This is a genomic window from Phytobacter ursingii (assembly GCF_001022135.1).
Taxonomy (GTDB): domain Bacteria; phylum Pseudomonadota; class Gammaproteobacteria; order Enterobacterales; family Enterobacteriaceae; genus Phytobacter; species Phytobacter ursingii.
On the sequence record NZ_CP011602.1, the window covers coordinates 5,444,736 to 5,466,552 of the forward strand.

At 51.9% G+C, this 21,817-nt stretch carries 20 protein-coding genes; 9 read left to right on the forward strand and 11 right to left on the reverse strand.

Annotated elements, in window-relative coordinates; genetic code table 11:
• The first annotated feature begins 53 nt into the window (after window positions 1–53).
• Complete coding sequence (locus AB182_RS29270; RefSeq protein WP_082137107.1) at window positions 54–2,327, forward strand: YgiQ family radical SAM protein; 2,274 nt, start codon at window positions 54–56, stop codon at window positions 2,325–2,327.
• 217 nt (window positions 2,328–2,544) lie between these two features.
• On the opposite strand, the gene AB182_RS29275 is transcribed toward AB182_RS29270, so the two are convergent.
• A complete protein-coding gene (locus tag AB182_RS29275; protein WP_052958937.1) occupies window positions 2,545–3,078 on the reverse strand; it encodes a DUF3828 domain-containing protein in 534 nt (177 codons plus the stop codon).
• 105 nt (window positions 3,079–3,183) lie between these two features.
• On the opposite strand from AB182_RS29275, the gene AB182_RS29280 reads away from it, so the two are divergent.
• Window positions 3,184–3,654, forward strand: a complete 471-nt coding sequence (locus AB182_RS29280) for a carboxypeptidase-like regulatory domain-containing protein (RefSeq protein WP_052958939.1) — start codon at window positions 3,184–3,186, stop codon at window positions 3,652–3,654.
• Between the two features lie 46 nt (window positions 3,655–3,700).
• Here AB182_RS29280 and AB182_RS29285 read toward each other — a convergent pair whose 3' ends face one another.
• From AB182_RS29285 to yqhD, 3 genes are all read right to left on the reverse strand, one after another.
• Window positions 3,701–5,155, reverse strand: coding sequence for a DASS family sodium-coupled anion symporter (locus tag AB182_RS29285; RefSeq protein ID WP_047373103.1), 1,455 nt, complete (start codon window positions 5,153–5,155; stop codon window positions 3,701–3,703).
• Between the two features lie 204 nt (window positions 5,156–5,359).
• Complete coding sequence (gene dkgA / locus AB182_RS29290; protein ID WP_047373104.1) at window positions 5,360–6,187, reverse strand: 2,5-didehydrogluconate reductase DkgA; 828 nt, start codon at window positions 6,185–6,187, stop codon at window positions 5,360–5,362.
• A 101-nt stretch (window positions 6,188–6,288) separates the two neighbouring features.
• On the reverse strand, window positions 6,289–7,452 hold the full coding sequence (gene yqhD, locus AB182_RS29295; protein ID WP_047373105.1) for an alcohol dehydrogenase: 1,164 nt from the start codon (window positions 7,450–7,452) through the stop codon (window positions 6,289–6,291).
• A gap of 193 nt (window positions 7,453–7,645) precedes the next feature.
• On the opposite strand from yqhD, the gene AB182_RS29300 reads away from it, so the two are divergent.
• On the forward strand, window positions 7,646–8,545 hold the full coding sequence (locus AB182_RS29300) for an AraC family transcriptional regulator (protein ID WP_047373106.1): 900 nt from the start codon (window positions 7,646–7,648) through the stop codon (window positions 8,543–8,545).
• A gap of 40 nt (window positions 8,546–8,585) precedes the next feature.
• Here AB182_RS29300 and AB182_RS29305 read toward each other — a convergent pair whose 3' ends face one another.
• Entirely contained in the window at window positions 8,586–9,245 is a 660-nt protein-coding gene (locus tag AB182_RS29305) for a DedA family protein (RefSeq protein WP_047373107.1), read from the reverse strand.
• A gap of 131 nt (window positions 9,246–9,376) precedes the next feature.
• The gene (gene metC / locus AB182_RS29310) at window positions 9,377–10,564 is read right to left on the reverse strand and encodes a cystathionine beta-lyase (protein ID WP_047373108.1); all 1,188 of its coding nucleotides are present in this window, start codon (window positions 10,562–10,564) and stop codon (window positions 9,377–9,379) included.
• A gap of 252 nt (window positions 10,565–10,816) precedes the next feature.
• On the opposite strand from metC, the gene exbB reads away from it, so the two are divergent.
• A complete protein-coding gene (gene exbB, locus AB182_RS29315; protein ID WP_047373109.1) occupies window positions 10,817–11,551 on the forward strand; it encodes a tol-pal system-associated acyl-CoA thioesterase in 735 nt (244 codons plus the stop codon).
• A 6-nt stretch (window positions 11,552–11,557) separates the two neighbouring features.
• Window positions 11,558–11,983 carry a TonB system transport protein ExbD gene (gene exbD / locus AB182_RS29320; protein ID WP_047373110.1) on the forward strand — a complete coding sequence of 142 codons (426 nt, stop codon included), beginning with the start codon at window positions 11,558–11,560 and terminating at the stop codon, window positions 11,981–11,983.
• 200 nt (window positions 11,984–12,183) lie between these two features.
• On the opposite strand, the gene AB182_RS29325 is transcribed toward exbD, so the two are convergent.
• Both AB182_RS29325 and AB182_RS29330 read right to left on the reverse strand, forming a co-directional pair.
• Window positions 12,184–12,654, reverse strand: a complete 471-nt coding sequence (locus AB182_RS29325; protein WP_047373111.1) for a hypothetical protein — start codon at window positions 12,652–12,654, stop codon at window positions 12,184–12,186.
• A complete protein-coding gene (locus AB182_RS29330; RefSeq protein WP_047373112.1) occupies window positions 12,647–13,051 on the reverse strand; it encodes a hypothetical protein in 405 nt (134 codons plus the stop codon). The genes AB182_RS29325 and AB182_RS29330 overlap by 8 nt, the downstream gene beginning before the upstream one ends.
• Window positions 13,052–13,154: 103 nt before the next feature.
• Between AB182_RS29330 and AB182_RS29335 the strand changes: the two genes are divergently transcribed.
• Window positions 13,155–13,661 (forward strand): ESA_00282 family adhesion-associated protein, encoded by a 507-nt coding sequence (locus AB182_RS29335; RefSeq protein ID WP_047373113.1) that lies wholly within the window; start codon window positions 13,155–13,157, stop codon window positions 13,659–13,661.
• A gap of 48 nt (window positions 13,662–13,709) precedes the next feature.
• Here the strand turns inward: AB182_RS29335 and AB182_RS29340 are convergent, their stop codons facing one another.
• From AB182_RS29340 to AB182_RS29350, 3 genes are all read right to left on the reverse strand, one after another.
• Window positions 13,710–14,822, reverse strand: a complete 1,113-nt coding sequence (locus tag AB182_RS29340; RefSeq protein ID WP_047373114.1) for a phosphoserine transaminase — start codon at window positions 14,820–14,822, stop codon at window positions 13,710–13,712.
• A 26-nt stretch (window positions 14,823–14,848) separates the two neighbouring features.
• Complete coding sequence (locus AB182_RS29345) at window positions 14,849–16,075, reverse strand: ATP-grasp domain-containing protein (protein WP_047373115.1); 1,227 nt, start codon at window positions 16,073–16,075, stop codon at window positions 14,849–14,851.
• 213 nt (window positions 16,076–16,288) lie between these two features.
• A complete protein-coding gene (locus tag AB182_RS29350) occupies window positions 16,289–17,329 on the reverse strand; it encodes an aldo/keto reductase (RefSeq protein WP_047373116.1) in 1,041 nt (346 codons plus the stop codon).
• Window positions 17,330–18,457: 1,128 nt separating this feature from the next.
• On the opposite strand from AB182_RS29350, the gene AB182_RS29355 reads away from it, so the two are divergent.
• The 3 genes from AB182_RS29355 to hybO all read left to right on the forward strand — a co-directional run bounded on the left by AB182_RS29355 (window position 18,458) and on the right by hybO (window position 21,816).
• Window positions 18,458–20,107 (forward strand): methyl-accepting chemotaxis protein, encoded by a 1,650-nt coding sequence (locus AB182_RS29355; protein WP_047373117.1) that lies wholly within the window; start codon window positions 18,458–18,460, stop codon window positions 20,105–20,107.
• Window positions 20,108–20,172: 65 nt separating this feature from the next.
• The gene (locus AB182_RS29360; protein WP_047373118.1) at window positions 20,173–20,460 is read left to right on the forward strand and encodes a DUF2623 family protein; all 288 of its coding nucleotides are present in this window, start codon (window positions 20,173–20,175) and stop codon (window positions 20,458–20,460) included.
• 252 nt (window positions 20,461–20,712) lie between these two features.
• Complete coding sequence (gene hybO / locus AB182_RS29365; RefSeq protein ID WP_047373483.1) at window positions 20,713–21,816, forward strand: hydrogenase 2 small subunit; 1,104 nt, start codon at window positions 20,713–20,715, stop codon at window positions 21,814–21,816.
• The last annotated feature ends 1 nt before the right edge of the window (window position 21,817 follow it).

Consider the following 21,817-nt stretch of genomic DNA (forward strand, 5'->3'; position numbering starts at 1 on the left):
GCGTATAATCCACGCCCTTTGTTTATTTTTTTGCCACTTTTTTTGGAAGCAAGATGAGCGCAATATCCCTGATCCAGCCGGATCGTGACCTTTTTTCATGGCCCCAGTACTGGGCGGCCTGCTTTGGTCCGGCTCCGTTTTTACCTATGTCCCGCGATGAAATGGATCAACTTGGCTGGGATAGCTGCGACATCATTCTGGTCACCGGCGATGCCTATGTCGATCACCCGAGCTTCGGTATGGCGATCTGTGGGCGTATGCTCGAAGCCCAGGGTTTCCGTGTTGGCATCATTGCCCAGCCGGACTGGAACAGCAAAGACGACTTTATGCGTCTGGGGAAACCCAACCTGTTCTTCGGCGTGACCGCAGGTAACATGGACTCGATGATCAACCGTTATACGGCGGATCGTAAACTGCGCCATGATGATGCTTACACCCCGGATAACGTGGCGGGTAAACGTCCGGATCGTGCGACGCTCGCGTATACCCAGCGCTGCAAAGAAGCCTGGAAAGAGGTGCCGGTTATTCTTGGTGGCATTGAAGCGAGCCTGCGCCGTACCGCCCATTACGATTACTGGTCCGATACCGTGCGTCGTTCAGTGCTGGTGGATTCCAAAGCCGACATGCTGATGTTCGGTAACGGCGAGCGTCCGCTGGTGGAAGTGGCGCATCGCCTGGCACAGGGCGAGCCCATCTCAGAGATTCGCGATGTCCGTAATACCGCGATCATGGTGAAAGAAGCGCTGCCAGGCTGGAGCGGCGTGGATTCACGTATTATTGATATGCCGGGTAAAATCGACCCCATTCCGCATCCCTATGGTGAAGATTTACCGTGCGCGGATAATAAACCAGTCGAACCGAAGAAAGCCGAAGCGAAAGCGGTTGTTGTTCAACCGCCGCGTCCGAAACCGTGGGAAAAAACCTACGTGCTGCTGCCTTCCTTTGAGAAGGTCAAAAGCGACAAAGTACTGTATGCGCACGCTTCGCGTATTTTGCATCATGAAACCAACCCCGGCTGTGCTCGCGCACTGATGCAAAAACATGGCGATCGCTACATCTGGATTAACCCGCCAGCCATCCCGCTGTCTACCGAAGAGATGGACAGTGTTTTTGCCCTGCCGTACAAGCGCGTCCCGCATCCGGCCTACGGTAACAGCCGTATTCCGGCGTACGAAATGATCCGTTTCTCAATCAATATCATGCGTGGCTGCTTTGGTGGTTGCTCCTTCTGTTCGATCACTGAACATGAAGGACGCATTATTCAGAGCCGTTCGGAAGATTCGATCATTAATGAGATCGAAGCGATTCGCGACACAGTTCCGGGCTTTACCGGCGTTATCTCCGATCTGGGTGGCCCGACGGCCAACATGTACATGCTGCGCTGTAAGTCGCCGCGCGCGGAACAAACCTGCCGTCGTTTGTCGTGTGTTTATCCGGATATCTGCCAGCACATGGATACCAACCATGAGCCGACGATCAATTTATACCGCCGTGCGCGCGATCTGAAAGGCATCAAAAAAATCCTGATCGCATCCGGGGTACGTTACGACATCGCTGTAGAAGATCCGCGTTATATCAAAGAGCTGGCAACTCACCACGTGGGTGGCTATCTGAAGATTGCGCCGGAACATACCGAAGAAGGGCCGCTGTCGAAGATGATGAAGCCGGGCATGGGCAGCTATGACCGTTTCAAAGAGCTGTTTGATACTTTCTCGAAACAGGCCGGTAAAGAGCAGTATTTGATCCCGTACTTTATCTCTGCGCACCCGGGTACGCGTGATGAAGATATGGTTAACCTGGCGCTGTGGCTCAAACGGCACCGTTTCCGCCTCGACCAGGTGCAGAATTTCTATCCGTCTCCGCTCGCCAACTCGACGACCATGTATTACACGGGGAAAAACCCGCTCGGTAAGATTGGCTATAAGAGTGAAGATGTGGTGGTGCCGAAGGGCGATAAACAGCGTCGTCTGCATAAAGCGCTGCTGCGCTACCACGATCCGGCGAACTGGCCGATGATCCGCCAGGCGCTGGAAGAGATGGGTAAAAAGCACCTGATTGGTTCACGTCGCGATTGCCTGGTACCCGCTCCGACGCTGGATGAAATGCGTGAAGCGCGCCGCCAGAATCGTAATACCCGTCCGGCGCTGACCAAGCACACGCCGATTGCTCATCAGCGTCAGAATGGCTCCCCACGCAGCGAAACCGCAACGCGCGGCGCTGTGAAAAAGGGCGCGGTGAAAAGTGAAACGGTGAAGAGTGGTGCGGTGAAAAGCAGCGTAATGAAAAACGATAACGCGAAAAAAGCGGTAAAGCGTAAGGCGGGTTAACTGCGGTCTGATACCCTCACCCTAACCCTCTCCCACAGGGAGAGGGAACATGTGCTGCATGTGGGAGAGGTGCCAGCATTCCGTCATTTCCGATTGGGAGAGGTCTCTGGCTTTTCTCCCTCTTCCACAGGGAGAGGGAACATGTGCCGCATGTGGGAGAGGTGCCAGCCTTCCGCCATGTCCGATTGGGAGAGGTCTCTGGCTTTTCTCCCTCTCCCTAGGGAGAGGGCTGGGGTGAGGGTGAACTGGTAGTACTTTTCTCCGCCGCTTTATCGCCTAACGCTTCCTGCTGCCGCTCGCGGTTATACTCTTTAATCCCCTGATATAAGCTCTGGGTTTCATTGACGATGTCGTCAATGAGCCAGCGTCCATTTTCATCCACCAGCGAGAGCGTCTGTGTCACGGTCTCCGGCCCGTCGCTGAACGGGCGGAAGCGGACCACGGCGTCAACGTGCTGGCCATCATGGGGCACGATATCGACCTGTTCCAGCACCAGATTGTCATAATCCTGGCAATTGCAGATAGGATCGTAATTCAGATAGCCCACATCCCCCTCAGCCGTCAGCCGCTGATCTTCGGCGACTTCTTTCATGAGCCGACTGGAAATCACCTGATCTTTACCGGAAGCATCAAAAATAACGCCGGCTTGATTATCCTTATAGTGCTGATAGAGCAATTCCACGCTACGCTGAGGTGACTCAGCAAACGCGGAAAAGCTGCAAATAAAAAGCAATACCAATAGTTTTCGCATAGTCGATTCTTCTTGTGGGGCACTATACCCAGAGTAGCATTGCCTTTGCGCAGGCGTAAGTCTTCATATATGAAGAGATGTTCATCTGAATTCAAGGAGCGAGTGATGGCAACACGATTCTGGCCGGGTGTCGCGCTTTTAGCGCTATTACAAAGCGGGTGCGTTGCCTACACCCAGTCTCAACCCGCCCTGGAAGGCCGCCTGTTGGATAGCACAGGAAAACCCATACCTGCGGCCACTATTACGCTGAAAAGTCATCGTCCCGGCGCCAGCACCGTGACCGATAGCAACGGTTTCTTCGCTTTTGCAGGCGAGCACGAATGGTCGTTCTTTTTACCCATTGGGCCAATCGATAAGATTAACCTTTCCCGGTTGCTTATCAGCGCGCAGGGTCAGCAATACGATGTTTTGCTCTCGTATGGGCTGAGTGGGCCTTACGGTTCGGGGCCGTCGGAAGTGGGCGTGTTGTGTTCGTTACCTCAGGCGCAGCTGCCGACAGAAAAAGAGGGCACAACGCCGGAAATCTGCCAGCGTGTACCGTATAAAAATATGCAAGCATCCCGCGCGGCAGAGTGAGACTACGCAAATCAGCCCGGCCGTGAAGCCGGGCGTAAAGGGCTAATCAGTACAGCCCCAGCATTTTCCACCAGGCAAGGCCGATGACCATAAATACAGCCTGGTTGAACAGGCTGATTAAAAACCCTGTTCGCCACCAGATACCGGTTGGCACGTAACCGGCGCCAAACAGAATGGGGCCGCGTGCGTGGGTGTATTGCGTCAGTGAACAATAGAGGCTGCTGGTAAATGCCAGCATCAGCGCCATCGGCGCGGCGGGAATATTCAGATGAATACCTACGCCGAGGAAGACGGCATACAGCGCGGCGATTTGCGCATTACCGCTGGCGAAAAAGTAGTGGGTGTAGAAGTAGGCCGCGTTCAACAGCAACAGCACTATCACCCAACTGGTACCGCCCATCGCGTTACCGATACTTTCACCAATCACGCCGCCAAACCAGGTGGTGAAGCCCAGTTTTTTCAGCTGGTTTGCCATCATCAACAGCGCCGCAAACCAGATTAGTGTATCCCAGGCTCCTTTCTCGCTTTTTACATCTTCCCAGCTCAGTACCCCGGAAAGTAACAGCACCGACAGGCCGACGAAGGATGCCGTGGTCGGATCCACCCCCAGCGCATCGCCGAAGATCCACAGTATCAGCAGGAGCAGGACGGTGCCGAGCATCAGCCATTCGCCCCGGCTCATTTTCCCCATCAATGCCAGCTCACGCTGCGCGAGGACGGGCGCATCCGGGGTGTGTTTGATTTCGGGACGCGTTATCCAGTAAACCAGTACCGGCACAATCAGTAAGGAGACCAGGCAAGGGGCCAGCGCGGCGATGAACCAGCCGCCCCAGGTCAGCGTCACCCCAGCGTTTGCCGCCAGTTTCACTGCCAGCAGGTTGCCGGTATACCCGGTCATAAACAGCGCGGCGGTGACATCGTTAACGTTGCCGATACAGGTAATGAGAAAGGTGCCGATTTTGCTACGTGATTCATCTTCCGGACGAGAGTCAAAGCTGCGAGCCAGTGAGTCCGCAATAGGATAGATGACGCCACCGCAACGCGCAGTATTGCTTGGCATGGCGGGGGAGAGGATCAGATCGGCAAACGCCAGACCGTAAGCCAGTCCGAGCGTGCGCTTACCGAGCAGGCGGATCATTTGTAGTGCGATGCGTCGGCCAAGTCCGGTTTTGATAAAACCGCGGGCGATCATAAAGGCGACGACGATAAGCCAGATAAGTGAACTGTTTAACTCACTCAGTGCCGTGAGGATAGCGCCATTGGCCGTTTTATCACCGGCGGCGTAAGTGATGGCGAACACGGTGATGCCGATGATGCCGACAGCGCCAATAGGCAGCACCTTAGCGACGATTGAGGCAATGGTCGCGACAAAGACAATGGCAGAGTGCCAGGCCTGGGCGCTGAGTCCTTCCGGGGGTGCCACCTGCCAGAGACCGGTGGCGATAACAACAATAATAATTAAAGGGAGCCATCGGACTCCTGACGTATTTTTTTCAGCCATAAAGTCATCCCTATACATGATGTAAATAAAACGTCGAGGAAAAATAATCAACGTGAGTAATTATGTTGTTGCAGCATAAATTATGCTGCGCTACAAACGTGAATAAATACACACGAAGAGTGTGGTTAAATTGTTTCCTGATGTTTCTGATTTCATGGCAAAAAAAGCCCGACGCGGGCGCCGGGCTGGGGGGAGTAAAAAGAATTAGCCGCCGAACTGATCCGGGTCAGGGCCAAGACGTTTCCCCTGATCGAGTCTGGCGATTTCGCCCAGTTCGTCTTTATCGAGACGGAAATCCCAGACGTCAAAGTTCTCGGCAATGCGTGCCGGGGTAACGGATTTCGGGATCACGATCAGGCCGCAGTCCAGATGCCAGCGAATCACAATCTGTGCTGGGGTTTTGCCGTATTTATCCGCCAGTTCGCGGATAATTTTCTGATCAAATACCCCTTCGCCACCCTGTGCCAGCGGGCTCCAGGATTCGGTCTGGATTTTGTGCGTGGCGTTCCAGGCATGCAACTGACGCTGCTGCAAAAGAGGGTGAAGCTCAATCTGGTTAATAACCGGGGTCACGTTTGTCTCATCAATCAGCTTCTGCAGATGATGAATCTGGAAATTACACACCCCAATACTCTTCACCAGGCCCTGTTCCTGGAGTTTGATCATTCCTTTCCAGGCCTCAACATAGTGATCGATAGCCGGGACCGGCCAGTGCATCAGGTAGAGATCAACATAATCAAGCTGGAGTTTGTCGAGGCTTTCCTGCAATGCTTCCTGTGGGCGTTTCTGATCGTCATTCCACAGTTTTGTGGTAATGAACAGGTCATCACGCGCAACGCCTGCACTTTTTAATGCCGTGCCAACGCCGTCTTCATTTTTATACGCGGCAGCGGTATCGATAGAGCGATAGCCGACTTCCAGCGCTTTGTGAATGGCGGAAACCACTTCCTCATTGCCCGCTTTCCACACGCCAAGACCCAGCTGCGGCATCAGATTGCCGTCCGAAAGCTTAATCACGGTTGGATGTGTCATGCATTCCTCCTGTATGAGCTTACCGGGACATGTCCCGGTAAGGTTGTGTGCATTAAGTCTGGACGAAAAGTCCAAAAACGAAAGGCAGCGGAGTAAAAAGCTTAGCGTGCCGCTTCGTAAATGCGACGGCTGACATCAAGGGTAATGTCCTGATGTTCGCCGAGTTTTGTCATGCCGTGTTCTTCCAGTTTTGCCAGCAGCGCCGGGATGGAACTGCCGTCCAGACCGTAACCGGACAGGCGAGTCGGTACACCCATCTGTTCAAAGAAACCACGGGTTGCTTCGATAGCGGCATCAATACGGCTGTCTTCGGAACCTTCGGTGATATTCCAGACGCGTTCTGCGTATTGCAGCAATTTGGCACGTTTGGTGTCGCGTTTTTCATTCCACAAAGCAGGGAGCACTATCGCCAGCGTTTGGGCATGGTCAAGACCGTGCATTGCCGTCAGTTCATGGCCAAGCATATGGGTCGCCCAGTCTTGCGGCACGCCCGCGCCAATCAGGCCGTTCAGCGCCTGGGTGGCCGCCCACATGACGTTGGCGCGAACATCGTAATTTTCCGGTTCTTTCAGCGCTTTCGGGCCTTCTTCGATGAGCGTCAGCAGAATACCTTCGGCGAAGCGATCCTGAATTTTACCGTTCACCGGGTAAGTGACATATTGCTCAACGGTATGCACAAAGGCATCGACAACGCCGTTCGCCACCTGACGCGGCGGCAGGGTGTAGGTGTATACCGGATCCAGCACGGCAAAAATCGGCTGAACGTGTTCAGACATAAATGCTTGTTTATCACCGGTGGTTTTACGGGAGATAACTGCGCCTTTGTTGGATTCGGAACCGGTGGCTGGCAGGGTCAGCACGGAGCCCATTGGGATCGCACTGGTGATTTTGCCGCCGTAGGTTTGCAGAATTTCCCACGGGTCCACGCCATCGGCGTAATGGGCCGCTGCGGCGATAAATTTGGTGCCATCCAGTACAGAGCCGCCGCCGACCGCCAGCAGGAAGGTGATGTTGTCATCCTTGGCGATTTTGACGGCTTTCATCAGGGTTTCGTAAGACGGGTTGGGTTCGATGCCGCTGAATTCCCGTACATCCAGACCTTCCAGCGCGCTATATACCTGATCCAGCACGCCGTTTTTCTTCACGCTACCGCCGCCGTAGGTAATCAGTACGCGAGCGTCTGCCGGAATTTGTTCACGCAAATCGGCAATCGCGCCTTTACCAAACAGGATGCGGGTAGGGGTATGGAGATTGAAGTTGTTCATTGCTCGTTCCCTTTAGGTGGGTGATAGAAGAGCAGGCAGGATGCTGCCCGATGGCATTAATTGTGGCCGTGGCGGGCTTGCCTCTCAATGCACATTTCTGCCGATGTCTTGCCTGTTTCTCCAGGTCGCTGGAGAAACCGCACAAAAGATTGCACACTGTAGCGGTCAAAAAACAGTGAAGGAGCGGCGAATTATGAACCGTGACGAGATTTGCCAGGTATTAACGCAAAAAGTAAAAACACTGAAAAATAATGAAAATTATCTCAGCACGCTGCTTCCGGATATCCGTTTGCTTTACGGCACTGAGCCGGGAACCCGTACCCCGGTGATGTATCAGCCGGGGATCGTTTTTCTCTTCTCCGGCCATAAAATTGGTTATATCAATGAGCGTGTGTTTCGCTACGATACCAATGAATATTTACTCCTTACCGTACCTTTACCGTTTGAGTGCGAAACCTATGCAACGCCAGAAGTTCCGCTGGCGGGATTACGCCTTAACGTCGACATTCTGCAGTTACAGGAACTGTTGATGGATATCGGCGAAGATGAATCTTTCCAGCCCGCGATGGCGGCAAGCGGTATCAACTCTGCCACCCTGTCCGAGGAAATTCTGTGTGCGGCGGAACGTTTACTCGACGTGATGGAGCGCCCGCTGGACGCCCGTATTCTGGGTAAACAGATCATTCGTGAACTGCTCTATCACGTGCTCATCGGGCCGCGTGGCGGCGCATTACTGGCGCTGGTCAGCCGCCAGACCCATTTCAGCTTAATCAGCCGGGTGCTTAAACGCATTGAGAGCCAGTACACAGAAAACCTGAGCGTCGACGAACTGGCTGCTGAGGCGAATATGAGCGTCTCTGCGTTTCACCATAACTTTAAATCGGTGACCAGCACCTCGCCGTTGCAGTACCTCAAAAGCTACCGCCTGCACAAAGCACGGATGATGATGATCCACGATGGTATGAAGGCCAGCGCTGCGGCCATTCGTGTGGGTTATGAAAGCCCGTCGCAATTTAGCCGCGAGTTTAAACGCTATTTTGGCGTCACGCCGGGGGAAGATGCGGCGCGTATTCGTATGATGCAGGGGGGCTGATTTTCCTTCTCCTTTTGGGAGAAGGAAAAGAGGAAAAGTATCAGGCGCTGCAGTATTTTTTCTTAATCACCACGGCCAGGGTGCCCACCAGCCCGGCGACCAGCAGGAAAAGCGGCAGAATCATCAGGAATGTCATCACCTGATCTTCGTGGCGTTTTACAAAGGGGATCATGCTGATGGCGTAGCCCAGCGTGGTGATCATGCCGACCCACAGCAGGCCGCTCAGCCAGTTGAAAAGCTGGAAACGGCGGCTGGATAAGCCTGAAATCCCGGCCATGGTTGGCAGCAGGGTGCGCACGAACGCCAGGAAGCGCCCAGCCAACAGCGCCAGCAAACCGTGTCGGTCAAACATGCAGGTCGCCCGCTGATGATATTTCTCCGGCAACTGCGCCAGCCAACTCTTCACCACGCGGGTATTCCCCAGCCAGCGCCCCTGCAGGTAGCTCAACCAGCAGCCCAGGCTGGCGGCAGAGGTCAGGATTACGAGTGTCGACAGGTAGTCCATGCAACCACGCGCCACCAGCGCGCCAGCCAATAAAAGCAAACTGTCCCCAGGCAAAAACGAGGCTGGAAGCAATCCGTTTTCTAAAAATAGAGTGGCAAACATCACTAAATAAACGACGCCAACAATATGTGGATTCGCCAGCGCTGCAAAGTCGTGGTGCCAGAGCGCAGCGATAATGTCTTGAATTACAGCCATGGACTTTCCTGTGGTACCGCTTAGAGAAGGCTATTGTACCCGCTTATCGCCCGAAACACCTTGATCCCAGACGCAATTAATACAGAGTATTCTGCTGGCATAATGAGAATTTTCAACCAGCAGTTAACAATTTATACGATGCGCTGAAAACCTGCAGCCAAATCTTCAATTAAATCATCAACATCTTCCAGACCAATATGAACACGAATCAGAGTACCGCTAAAATCCACGCCGCCATCAGGACGGATAGCTGCGATTTGTTCCGGTTGATTTGCCAGAATTAATGATTCATACCCGCCCCAGGAGTAGGCCATGCTGAACAGCGAGAAATTATCGAGGTAGGCTGCCATCTCTTCATTGTTAAGACGCTTGTTCAGAATGAAGGAAAACAGACCGCTGCTGCCGTTAAAATCGCGCTTCCAGAACTCATGTCCTTTGCTACCTGGCAGCGCCGGATGGTTAACCTGCGCGACTTGCGGGTGCGAAGCCAGCCACTGTGCGATTTTCAGACTGCTTTCATGATGTTGACGCAGGCGTACGCCAAGGGTACGCAGGCCGCGACTGGTCATATACGCCGTATCAGCATCGACCATTTGCCCCATCAGATAGGCATTCTCGCGCAGTTGATCCCAACAGCGGGCGTTGGAAACCGCGGTACCAATCATGCCATCAGAGTGACCAATCAGGTATTTGGTGGCTGCCTGAATAGAAATATCGATATCGAACTCAAGCGCCTTAAAGAGAATGCCCGCAGCCCAGGTATTGTCGATCATAATGATCGCCTCGGGTGCAACGCTTCTGACTGCCTGCACGATTGCCGGCACGTCATGGACTTCCATGGTTATCGAACCTGGTGATTCGAGGAACACGATTTTGGTATTGGGCTGTATCAGACGCACAATGCTTGCGCCGATCATCGGGTCAAACCAACTGGTGGTTACACCGAGTTTGGCGAGGATTTTGGTGCTGAAATCCTGTGTGGGTTCATAGGCCGTGTTGGTCATCAGGATATGGTCGCCCTGTTCGACAAACGCCAGAATGGTATTGGCTACCGCGGCTGCGCCGCAGGGGAAAAGAGCACAGCCTGCGCCACCTTCCAGCTCGCACATGGCTTCCTGTAACGAGAAATGGGTCAGCGTGCCGCGACGTCCGTAAAAAAGCTCGCCCTTCGCGCGGTTGCGCGTGGCCTGCTTTTTCGCCTCGACCGTATCGAAAACCAGAGAGGAAGCTCGCTGAATAACGCTATTCACCGAACCCTGCGTGTATTTTTTGCTGCGCCCCGCGTTAACCAGAGCAGTATCAATATGCTTCGCCGTCATGTTTGCTTAACCTGTTTTTATACGTCTGGATGTCCAGACTACCATGAATGCCAGGTGATGCATCGATACCCGTTCTGATAAAGCATAAAATTTTATGAATATTCAGCTATGAGACTTTTTTACTGCGTGAGCGCAAGGAAAACGCGGGGATATTGCGGCAGTATGTAAATACTAATGAGAACTACTATCAATTCGACGATGTTTTGATATTATTATGCTCAGATTTTGTGATATGCGTCGTGGAGATACACAGTGGGTAATAATTTGATGCAGGCGGATCTTTCCGTTTGGGGTATGTATCAACATGCCGACATCGTAGTAAAAATTGTGATGATCGGGTTGATGCTGGCATCAGTGGTCACCTGGGCAATCTTCTTTAGTAAAAGTGCTGAGATGATTGCGCATAAACGCCGTCTGAAACGTGAGCAGCAATTATTGGCCGATGCCCGTTCGCTGGATCAGGCCAGTGAAATTGCCTCCTCTTTCCATGCCAGAAGTCTGAGTACGCAGTTACTTAACGAAGCCCAAAATGAGCTGGAATTGTCCGCAGGTAGCGAAGATAACGAAGGGATTAAAGAGCGTACGGGCTTCCGTCTGGAACGCCGCGTTGCCGCTACGGGCCGTCATATGGGCCGTGGTAATGGTTACCTTGCGACTATCGGCGCCATCTCCCCGTTTGTGGGGCTGTTTGGTACCGTATGGGGTATCATGAACAGCTTCATCGGTATTGCCCAGACGCAGACCACTAACCTTGCTGTGGTCGCACCGGGTATCGCGGAAGCGCTGCTGGCGACCGCGATCGGCCTGGTGGCCGCGATTCCTGCGGTGGTTATCTATAACATCTTCGCCCGCATGATCGGCGGTTATAAAGCGACGCTGGGTGATGTTGCCGCACAGGTTCTGTTGCTGCAAAGCCGCGACCTGGACCTGGCTGCCAGCGCCTCTGCAAAACCCGTCCACGCCGCCCAGAAACTACGAGTAGGTTAATGCCCCATGGCAATGCGTCTTAACGAAAACCTCGACGATAACGGCGAAATGCACGAAATCAACGTAACGCCGTTTATCGACGTTATGCTGGTTCTACTGATTATCTTCATGGTGGCCGCGCCGCTTGCGACGGTAGATGTGAAAGTTAATCTGCCGGCTTCTACCAGCCAGCCGCAGCCGCGCCCGGAAAAACCGATTTACCTGTCCGTAAAAGCGGATAACACCATGTTTATTGGCAACGAGTCGGTGACCGATGAAACGATGGTTACTGAGCTCAATGCTGTCACCGAAGGGAAGAAGGATACGACGGTTTTCTTCCGCGCAGATAAGACCGTTGACTACGAAACCATTATGAAGGTGATGGATACCCTGCATCGCGCGGGATATCTCAAAATTGGCCTGGTCGGAGAAGAGACCGCAGCCGCGAAGTAACCCTCGCGTTTGCTTATTAAGGCTGGCCTGTGGGCCGGCCTTTTTCATTTCAGGATCCCGCTCAGCTAACGCTATAACGCATTATTTTAGGGATGTCTAATTTGCACTTAAGAATGTGTAAATCATTAAACGCGGGGATTATTCAGTGAATAATCAAATAGGGTGAATAATTATTGATAGTAACAGGGGGGATTATGAGGTTATTTCTGCGCTTGCGTAGGCTCTGAGGTGAGGGGCGTTACAGCGTCTTCTGGCGTGGTTTTTTCCTCAGGCGCGACGGTAGTCACAACTGCGGTACGATATTCTGCATCGGCAAGTTTGCGGCTGATACGCAGGGTTGCTGTCTCTCTGGCAAGAATATGCTGGTAATTGGCTTCCAGTCTGGCCATTACTTTTTCCAGCAGGTCAGGACGTTCCTGCACGATAGCGTTAATGGTCGCACCATAGATCTCTTCTTTCACCTGAAAGGCATAGATTTCCCGGCGATTTTGCCACTTCAGGCGCACGAGGGCTGCGGGGATGGAGATGAGCTCATGGGCAATGCGCTGGATAGTGGCATTCTTACTTTGAATGAGCGCATCAATATTTTGCTTTAAGATAAATTCGTCGCTGGGTTGATTGTCTAAAGTCAAATAAACGTCGTTATTATCTATTTTCTCCACGTCATTCATCCCCTAGTTTATAAAACAAAGGCGTATCTTTTTCGCGGGTAATGAGATTAAGCCAAATTTCATTTCCGGCCTCATTAATTTGTTTGGTCTTTTCGGAAATTATTTGGCTTAATGCCTGGGCATCAATCTCGCCTTCGGCTTGCAAATCGTTCAGCAGGCGGGCAAAAGTTTCGATTTTTACCACACGATATAATCGGTCTTTTATATGACGATCGCGCTCTTCAAGCAACATATTCCGCGACTGCCCGGTACGATTGGCGTTCGCTAATATATCGCTGGCATAATCAGAGAACGTTCTTTTTCCCTGAGTTAAATTAGTATCTTTTTCTGCTTCTCCCGGTTCTGTTTCCGTAACAGAAATGTGAAATCGAGCCGGGACAAGATTCTCGGGGAGCATTTCCAATATCCTTTAATATCAATAAGGTAGGCGAAGTTTGGGCGTGAGGTTCGTTGACAATATCATGGCGCACTTTTAAAATCAAAAAAAATGGAGCCTGCATATGAACAGTATTTATTATTCTGTTGTCATTTTATTGCTGTTAACGGGCGGCGTACTTTTATTGATGCGCGAAAACAATAAAAAGCCGTCCGTAGATGAAACTGAAACGTTGGCCCAGCAAGCTAAGCCTCTGTCCAAAGAGGAGGGCGAAGACCATTTCGCAATGCTAATGAATGCCATTACCCCGGTGTGGTACTGGCGAGTAAATCACGAATATATCGATTTTCTTCATGCGACGATTAAGCGTATGAACATGGCGGAGCTTAATAGCGTACCAGGGTTATTTGAGGCGCAGCGCCGTTGCAGCGATCTCAATTCCGCTGTGTACAAGTATTATGACAATATTAAAAAGCGCTGTTTAAACGGCGAAAAAGTGATGTACTCCGACCTTGACGTTTTGAACCTGCGCCAGTGTTTTCGCGAGTTCAGTATGGAAGCCTACCCGGAACTGGTTGTGTTGGTATGGCCAGAATATAAGCGCCCGGAGATCGACCCGGCAGAGGTGTAACTCGTCATGACGAGCCACTGCTGCCGGAGCAGCAGTGGTCAAGGGGGATTAATATTTCGCGTGGTGTTTGAAGCGGAAATCTTCCATAAAGCCGGTTAGTTTCTCTACCGCTCCGAGCGTTAGCGCGTTATAGATTGAGGCGCGCACGCCGCCAATGGCACGGTGACCACCCAGGCCGGAGAATCCGGCGGCTGTTGCTTCATTCAGGAATAACGCTTCCAGATCTTTGGTTGGCAAATTGAATGCAACATTCATATCAGAACGGAAAGCCGCTTCACCCCACGGACGGTAGAAATCGTTGCTACCGTCAATCAGGCCATACAGTAATTTCGCTTTTTGCTGGTTGATTTGCGCCATGTTTTCCAGCCCACCGACCTCATTGAGCAGCCAGCGGGTGACCAGCAAGACAACATAAATTGCGAAGACCGGCGGGGTGTTGAAGTTCGAATGAGACTCAACCTGGCGGCGATAATCCAGGAATGACGGCAGGTTATCCGGGGCGTTTTGTACCACGCTGTCGCGAACCAGTACGATGGTAACGCCTGCCGGGCCAATGTTTTTCTGCGCATGGGCATAAATCAGCGAGAATTTATCCGCTTCACACGGCTTCGACAAAAAGTCAGAAGACATATCACAGACGCGCGGCACATCGTCACGACCCAGAATACGATTGAACTGCAGACCTTCTACCGTCTCATTCGAGACATAGTGAATGTAGGGCGCGTCCGGCGAAAAATCTAATTCTTCATCGGTTGGCAGACGGCGATAACCATGCTGCTCGCCACTCCAGATGACGCGAACCGGGCCTTCACGCATAGCTTCGGTCACCACTTTACGGCTCCAGTAGCCGGTATCAAAATATTCTGCCGGGTGTTTTTTCCCCCGCAGCATGGTCATCGGGACCATAGAGAACTGCTGCGTCGCACCCCCCTGCAGGAACAGGATGTGGTAGTCGGAAGGCAGACCCAACAGCGTGCGAATATTGTTTTCGGTTTCGCGCACCACATTTTCAAACCAGTCTGAACGGTGGCTGATGCCAAGAATGGACAGCCCCGCTTCCGGGACATTAATGATCGCCTGTTGGACCTGGTTTAAAACCACCTCGGGCAGTGCGCCCGGGCCGCCGGAGAAATTCAGTGCGTTATTCGGATTCAATGACATGTTCATACCTGTGTAGCATAAATGGGTTAGAGCGTTTTACCGGCTCGTTGTAACAACATTTCCCGCATCGCAGTTTTGACTTTATGCATATGAATCTGCTTGTTGGGAAACATCTCTTCGTCGTCCATGGCGTGTACGACCATCGCCGGATCGATTTCAAAAATCAGTAATTCGCCGCTCTGTGTCTCGGCACAGTCGATACCGATGTACTCAAGGCCTGTGCGCTGGCTAATTGCCTCCAGGGCATCATGGTGACGTGCGGCAAAATCAGCGAATTCGTTCAGGAAGCGAGCCTCCTGGGCGCGCTTGTTTTCGTCTTCGTACATGCCTGCGTTGACGTAATGAATCATCCAGTTGGACGACACGCCCATATGGCAGGCATACGCTTTGCCGTCGATCAGCACCAGGCGCATTTTGCGGAACAGACCGTCGTCATTGCTGTAATCAACGAAACGCGACAGAAAAAACATATCGCCTTCGTGGTGCTGCAGATAGGAAGCGACGGCCTCACGGTCATCCACTTTTTGCAGACCATGGCCGCCGTGGCTGCCGACAGGACGCAGAATAATCGGGAATGCGTGATCGTCGGCGATATCAGACACGGACTTTTCTCCCGCAGCCACAGACTGCAGGGACTGGCGGCTGATATGCAGCGCCGGACAGATCACCAGACCGGGTACGTTTTGCAGCAGAATGCTGGCGTTGTGACGCTCAGAATTGGGGACATTTTGAGGTGAGTTCAGAACCGGCTTCGGCCAGTCGTGAAGTACGTTTTCCAGGCGCTGTAAAACGGCAGCTTGCTCGTCGCTGGCGCCGATGGCCACCATGACCAGATCGTGCTCCGGCACAGGGGAGGTCAACGGGTGCGGCGCGCCGGGATCCACATAGTAATGGATAAGATCGATGTCGCTGTCTTCAAGCAGGCAGTCGAGCGGAATATTGGCCGAAAGATTACCCGGCACCATCAGCAGCAGTACGCGCAGTTTTGTCGGCTGACGCGCATGCCAGTGGTAGACGCGTTGCATTTGCAGCGCCTGGTTTTGAATTTGCAGACCTGACTCTTCGTGCTTTAGGCTCATCATAGCGATGGCCAGGTTCATCCACAGGGTCGCATCTTCCGGCGCTTTTTCCGCAAGAGCGATCATTTCTTGTGTCATAGAGGAGAAGTCAACACCTGCGATGCTCATACGTAAAAACGGCGCCATTCCCAGGAATGGCAACGATTGAGCTTCCGGCTCTGACGTTAACGACATACTGAGTGCCTCGGGTTATACAGTCGATATGACTTATGATGCTATAAATAACCAGAGAGCAATGCGGTGATTAGCGGGGATAAAAAGCGGGATAACGGGAGTTACCCGCTGAAAGTGCGTTAATGCCGGGGTGAATATTGCGAATTTTTCTCTTTATCTCTCATAAACCACCTGAATGGTAATAAATGAAGGGAGCTGCGCCCCCTTCTTGTTTTACTTATCGGAGGAAGCTTGCCAGAGGTTGAGTTCACCGTCGGCGACATGCTTATCAATCTGTGCCAGTTCTTGCTCACTGAACGTCAGATTATTTAACGCCAGGACGTTTTCTTCCAGTTGTTCCGGACGGCTTGCGCCAATCAATACCGAGGTGACGCGAGGGTCTTTCAATAGCCAGCTCAGCGCCATCTGCGCCATGGACTGACCACGCGCGCTGGCCATCTCGTTGAGCAACCGCAGGCTGCTCAGGTTGGCTTCGGTCAGCATTTTTTCCGACAGGCCGCGAACCTTTTTCCCTTCTTTCTGCATCCGTGAGCCTTCCGGGATGCCGTTAAGGTATTTTCCGGTCAGCAACCCCTGAGCCAGCGGGGTAAAGGCGATGCAGCCAACGCCACTGGCTTCGAGCGTATCCAGTAAGCCCGTTTTATCGACCCAGCGGTTAAGCAAATTATAAGAAGGCTGGTGGATCAACAGGGGGATCTTCCACTCGCGTAGCAAGGCGACCATTGCCTGGGTTCGCGGCGTTGAATAAGACGAGATGCCGACATAGAGTGCTTTACCGCTCTGTACGGCCTGGGCCAGCGCCGCGGCGGTCTCTTCCATCGGTGTATTCTCATCGACACGGTGCGAATAGAAGATATCGACATAGTCCAGCCCCATGCGTTTCAGGCTTTGATCGAGGCTGGCGAGTAAGTACTTACGGGAGCCGCCGGAACCGTACGGACCGGGCCACATGTCGTAACCCGCTTTAGTGGATATCACCAACTCATCGCGGTAAGCGGCGAAATCTTCACGCAGCAAACGACCAAAGTTCTCTTCTGCACTACCTGGAGGCGGCCCATAGTTATTGGCTAAGTCAAAATGGGTGATGCCTAAATCAAAGGCTTTACGCAACAGGGCGCGTTGGGATTCAAGGGCATGAACATGGCCGAAGCTGTGCCACAAACCCAGCGATAATGCGGGCAGGCGCAGGCCGCTCTTACCGCAGTAACGATACTGCATCTGCTCATAGCGAGCAGGGTTGGCAAACCAGGACATGATGTCTCCTTTCTTGTAGGTGTAGGGTCGAAACCGTGTTTTATTCTATATTGCCATCGTGTCACAACAAGACTTTGTGTTTTTAATGCGGATGATTGTTGGGCAAGCACACGACGGTATGTTTTGCCTGACTGATGTGAAAAGTCTCTTCGACAGTAACTCTTCTGATAATAATTTCAGTACGAAATTATCAAATGATGAATGGATGGTCGAAACGTAAGCCGATGAGGAGGCCCGGACCTTCGCTGCAATATAGCGCTTAAAGCGTCACGGTAAGGCAAAATAGACTTGCGCAAATGCTTCATATCGTCAGCACTGGTGGTGATGAGGGCGATGAGCCTTTTCAGAAGATGCGCAACTTTTCTGAGAAAATTCTTAGGTTATGACGTTCGGGAATCGCTGCAACCGTTAGACGGATAAACGATAAATTATATTTATCCGAATATGTCTGAAATAACATTTTGTATCCCGCGTGCCTCACCATGCTGCCTGGTCTGTGTCACCTTTAGCACAACGTGCTATGTGATTTATTCCTTTTTAATCAGTTTGTTAGTATTTTATCCGGACGTTGAAGTGAATCCTGTCTTTTGTCACCATTACGGGTAACAAAAACATGCCTTTACGGCACTCATAATGGGGAGGTAAGACCCCTTTTTTATTATTGTTAGCGATATGTTTAATGCGATTTTTTGTATTTTTTTAGCATTCTTATTTTCATTTTTAATCTACTCGTGGTGTGCATACTTTTCTTTTTTTGCTGTCGGTTAGTATGATTTTTAAATGTCATCCTGGGAGGTTTTTATTCCTTTTATTTTATTTATGGGAATTGCGTTAATTTAATCTACGGTGCAGAACTGATGTGGGGGTAATAAATTTCTCTCATGATATAAGGCAGTTACCTATGGTTTAGTTAGGTTGCTAACCTTAAGAAATGATTGATAAATCGTCTTTACTTGTCAAAAAATAACATCCGTAAGCAGTAAGAAGTCATCTTTTCATATGGACAATTATTGCACATTTTGTGATCAATTTTTTACTTTGAACCATACATGTTTCCTGAATGGTGCCGATAAAGGAATTAACTCTCACTTTCGAGTAAGCATGTCCCTTCACAGCAAGGAAATAATTATGCGTATGCTTCAAAACTTTACTATCCGAATCGTCATGCTGGTGATCCTGGGCCTTTTTGGCCTGCTGTGGTCCGGTGTCGGTTTGTATAGCGTTTTCTCTCTTTCAAAAGTATCAGATGGCAATGAAGTCGATCGCCAACTGGTGTCTCAAATGACATTGCTTAGCCAGGGCAATGACCAATACTTCCGTTTTGTTACGCGCCTGAGTCGTGCGATGGAGACAAAAACCGCAGGCGGTGCAGTCGATTTTGCTCCTGCGCAGCAGTCGCTTGAAAGCATGGCGAAAAAACTCACCGAGTTTAAAGCTATCTCGCCAGGACCGATGGATCCGAAGGTATCAGAGCAGGTGATCGCGGCCTGGCAGGCGCTGCTTGATCAGGGCATCACACCGCAGATGCAGGCGGCCCAGCAGGGCTCGGTTGAAGCCTATCGTCAGCAGGCAAACAACGTGACGCCAGCCTTGAGCCGGGCATTTGGCGCAACCACTGACAGCTTTAACAAAGCGGCTGGTGCCAGTCTCGATGAAACTCGCGTGATGGTTGACACTCAGACCTATATCACCCGTGTGATTATTATCGTGGCAATGGTGCTGGGGTTACTGATTCTGTTATTCACTGACCGCTACCTGGTGGCCATGCTGGTGAGGCCGTTGGATGCCATCCGCGATCATTTCACGAAAATGGCGCAGGGCGACCTTAGCCAACCCATCCCCGATTTTGGTCGCAATTGCGTAGGGCGTGTTGTGCCCTTACTGCGTGCGACTCAGGATAGCCTGCGTGATGCGGTCAGCTCTATCCGTAACGGCAGTGAAAATATCTGGCGCGGCGCGACGGAGATTTCAAGCGGTAACAATGACCTCTCTTCCCGAACCGAAGAGCAGGCGGCTGCCCTGGAACAGACGGCGGCCAGCATGGAACAACTGACGGCAACGGTAAAACTGAACGCCGACAATGCCAGTCAGGCAAGTGAACTGGCCGATGTCGCCTCCTCCACGGCGAGCAAAGGCGGGGCGCTGGTTGATGAAGTTATCAGCACGATGGATGGTATCTCTCAAAGCTCGAAGAAAATTGCCGAAATCACCACGGTCATTAACAGCATTGCTTTCCAGACCAATATCCTGGCGCTTAACGCCGCCGTTGAAGCGGCACGTGCGGGCGAGCAGGGGCGCGGCTTTGCGGTAGTGGCAGGTGAAGTGCGTAACCTCGCCAGCCGAAGCGCGGGTGCGGCGAAAGAGATCGAGTCGCTGATCGCGGACTCCGTCAGCCGCGTGGAGAAAGGATCCAAACTGGTCAATGACACCGGCACGACCATGGAAGGCATTCTGCGTGCGGTTACCGAAGTCACCACCATCATGAAACAGATTGCGGCCGCATCCGCCGAGCAGAGCAAAGGCATTTCTCAGGTGGGCACCGCCATTACGCAGATGGATAGCGTTACCCAGCAGAACGCCTCGCTGGTAGAACAAGTTTCTGCTGCGGCTGCTGCGCTCGAACGTCAAACAGAAGAGTTGCAGCGCTCTGTACAACAGTTCCGTTTGTCTGCTGATGAGCAGGTTAACGTCGCCGCGCCGATGCCAGTGAAAACCCCTGCACTGCGCGGTACCGCTAAGAAAGCTGCTGCTTCGGCAGATGAATGGGTCGCGTTTTAAATAACGCTATCACTGCTCAAAATATCGCTATATAGTTATGTATATATCGATTGAGGGCAGTAAGAATGGAAAACCATTTTGGCAAAGGCTTGATGGCAGGGCTTAAAGCAATACAGGCGGATGAGGCCAGTCGCGTTGCGCATTTTTGTTCTGACTATAAACGCGGTTTTGTGCTCGGTTTTTCGCATCGCATGTTCGAAAAAACCGGTGACAGGCAGTTAAGCGCCTGGGAAGCAGGTGTGCTGACGCGACGTTATGGACTGGATAAAGAGATGATCATGGATTTTTTTCGTGAGAGTCATTCCAGCACGGTAATCCGTTTCTTTATGGCGGGTTATCGGGTCGAACGTTAAGTTCATTGCCGAATGCTTTCAGCGATATTTACCTCTTTTAAGAAGCCGTATCTCCGGATGCGGCTTTTTTTATTTCATTTCCAAAATCAATGTGATCTGTTGCTCCGATATTGAATTTTTTCTATATATAGCCACAGTTTTTGTGTGATTACTTGATCGCACACGCACAACTCTGATCGAAAACCAGGGTAAAAGCAGGGTTAATTTTTGGCAAAGGAATGACAATGCATGGCTGACGAAATTCCTCAACTGATGTCTTTTACCTCCTGCGGCATTAATCGTCGCGATTTTATGAAGCTTTGTACCGCGCTGGCGGCCACGATGGGGCTTAGCAGTAATGCTGCTGCGAAGATGGCGCAGGCCGTTACCCAGAATAAGCGTCCACCCGTGGTCTGGATTGGCGCGCAGGAGTGTACAGGGTGTACTGAATCACTCTTGCGCGCAACGCATCCCACCGTTGAAAACCTGGTACTGGAAACCATCTCGCTGGAGTACCACGAAGTTCTGAGTGCTGCGTTTGGTCACCAGGTTGAAGAGAACAAACATCACGCTCTGGAAACCTATAAAGGGCAGTATGTTCTGGTGGTGGATGGGTCGATTCCGCTCAAAGACAACGGTATTTACTGTATGGTGGCGGGCGAACCGATTATCGACCATATCCGTAAAGCGGCGGAAAATGCCGCGGCGATTATCGCGATTGGTTCCTGTTCGGCATGGGGCGGTGTTGCCGCAGCCGGGGTCAACCCAACCGGGGCGGTGGGTCTGCAAGAAGTGCTGCCCGGTAAAACGGTGATTAACATTCCGGGTTGCCCGCCAAACCCACATAATTTCCTCGCCACCGTGGCGCACATCATCACCTTTGGCAAACCGCCGAAGCTCGACGCGAAAAATCGTCCGCTCTTTGCCTATGGTCGCCTGATTCACGAACATTGCGAACGACGTCCCCATTTCGACGCCGGACGCTTTGCCAAAGAGTTTGGCGATGATGGTCATCGTGAAGGCTGGTGTCTCTACCATTTAGGCTGTAAAGGTCCGGAAACCTGGGGTAACTGTTCAACACTGCAATTTTGCGATGTGGGCGGCGTCTGGCCGGTTTCCATTGGTCACCCCTGCTATGGCTGCAACGAAGAAGGCGTTGGTTTCCACAAAGGTATTCACCAACTGGCGCACGTTGAGAACACCACGCCGCGCGTTGATAAACCACAGGTGAACAGCAAAGAAGGCGGCGTGATGTCGGCTTCTGCTGTCGGCCTGCTTGGCGGTGTGGTGGGATTACTGGCAGGCGTCGGGGTAATGACGGTGCGCGAGCTGGGCCGCCAACAAAAGAAAAACAACGCTGACTCACAGGGAGAGTGAC

Bases quoted from the DNA above. Each gene is read 5' to 3' on its own strand.
- AB182_RS29270 (WP_082137107.1), top strand. From the start codon at position 54: ATGAGCGCAATATCCCTGATCCAGCCGGATCGTGACCTTTTTTCATGG.
- AB182_RS29275 (WP_052958937.1), bottom strand. From the start codon at position 3,078: ATGCGAAAACTATTGGTATTGCTTTTTATTTGCAGCTTTTCCGCGTTT.
- AB182_RS29280 (WP_052958939.1), top strand. From the start codon at position 3,184: ATGGCAACACGATTCTGGCCGGGTGTCGCGCTTTTAGCGCTATTACAA.
- AB182_RS29285 (WP_047373103.1), bottom strand. From the start codon at position 5,155: ATGGCTGAAAAAAATACGTCAGGAGTCCGATGGCTCCCTTTAATTATT.
- dkgA (WP_047373104.1), bottom strand. From the start codon at position 6,187: ATGACACATCCAACCGTGATTAAGCTTTCGGACGGCAATCTGATGCCG.
- yqhD (WP_047373105.1), bottom strand. From the start codon at position 7,452: ATGAACAACTTCAATCTCCATACCCCTACCCGCATCCTGTTTGGTAAA.
- AB182_RS29300 (WP_047373106.1), top strand. From the start codon at position 7,646: ATGAACCGTGACGAGATTTGCCAGGTATTAACGCAAAAAGTAAAAACA.
- AB182_RS29305 (WP_047373107.1), bottom strand. From the start codon at position 9,245: ATGGCTGTAATTCAAGACATTATCGCTGCGCTCTGGCACCACGACTTT.
- metC (WP_047373108.1), bottom strand. From the start codon at position 10,564: ATGACGGCGAAGCATATTGATACTGCTCTGGTTAACGCGGGGCGCAGC.
- exbD (WP_047373110.1), top strand. From the start codon at position 11,558: ATGGCAATGCGTCTTAACGAAAACCTCGACGATAACGGCGAAATGCAC.
- AB182_RS29325 (WP_047373111.1), bottom strand. From the start codon at position 12,654: ATGAATGACGTGGAGAAAATAGATAATAACGACGTTTATTTGACTTTA.
- AB182_RS29330 (WP_047373112.1), bottom strand. From the start codon at position 13,051: ATGCTCCCCGAGAATCTTGTCCCGGCTCGATTTCACATTTCTGTTACG.
- AB182_RS29335 (WP_047373113.1), top strand. From the start codon at position 13,155: ATGAACAGTATTTATTATTCTGTTGTCATTTTATTGCTGTTAACGGGC.
- AB182_RS29340 (WP_047373114.1), bottom strand. From the start codon at position 14,822: ATGTCATTGAATCCGAATAACGCACTGAATTTCTCCGGCGGCCCGGGC.
- AB182_RS29345 (WP_047373115.1), bottom strand. From the start codon at position 16,075: ATGTCGTTAACGTCAGAGCCGGAAGCTCAATCGTTGCCATTCCTGGGA.
- AB182_RS29350 (WP_047373116.1), bottom strand. From the start codon at position 17,329: ATGTCCTGGTTTGCCAACCCTGCTCGCTATGAGCAGATGCAGTATCGT.
- AB182_RS29355 (WP_047373117.1), top strand. From the start codon at position 18,458: ATGCGTATGCTTCAAAACTTTACTATCCGAATCGTCATGCTGGTGATC.
- AB182_RS29360 (WP_047373118.1), top strand. From the start codon at position 20,173: ATGGAAAACCATTTTGGCAAAGGCTTGATGGCAGGGCTTAAAGCAATA.
- hybO (WP_047373483.1), top strand. From the start codon at position 20,713: ATGTCTTTTACCTCCTGCGGCATTAATCGTCGCGATTTTATGAAGCTT.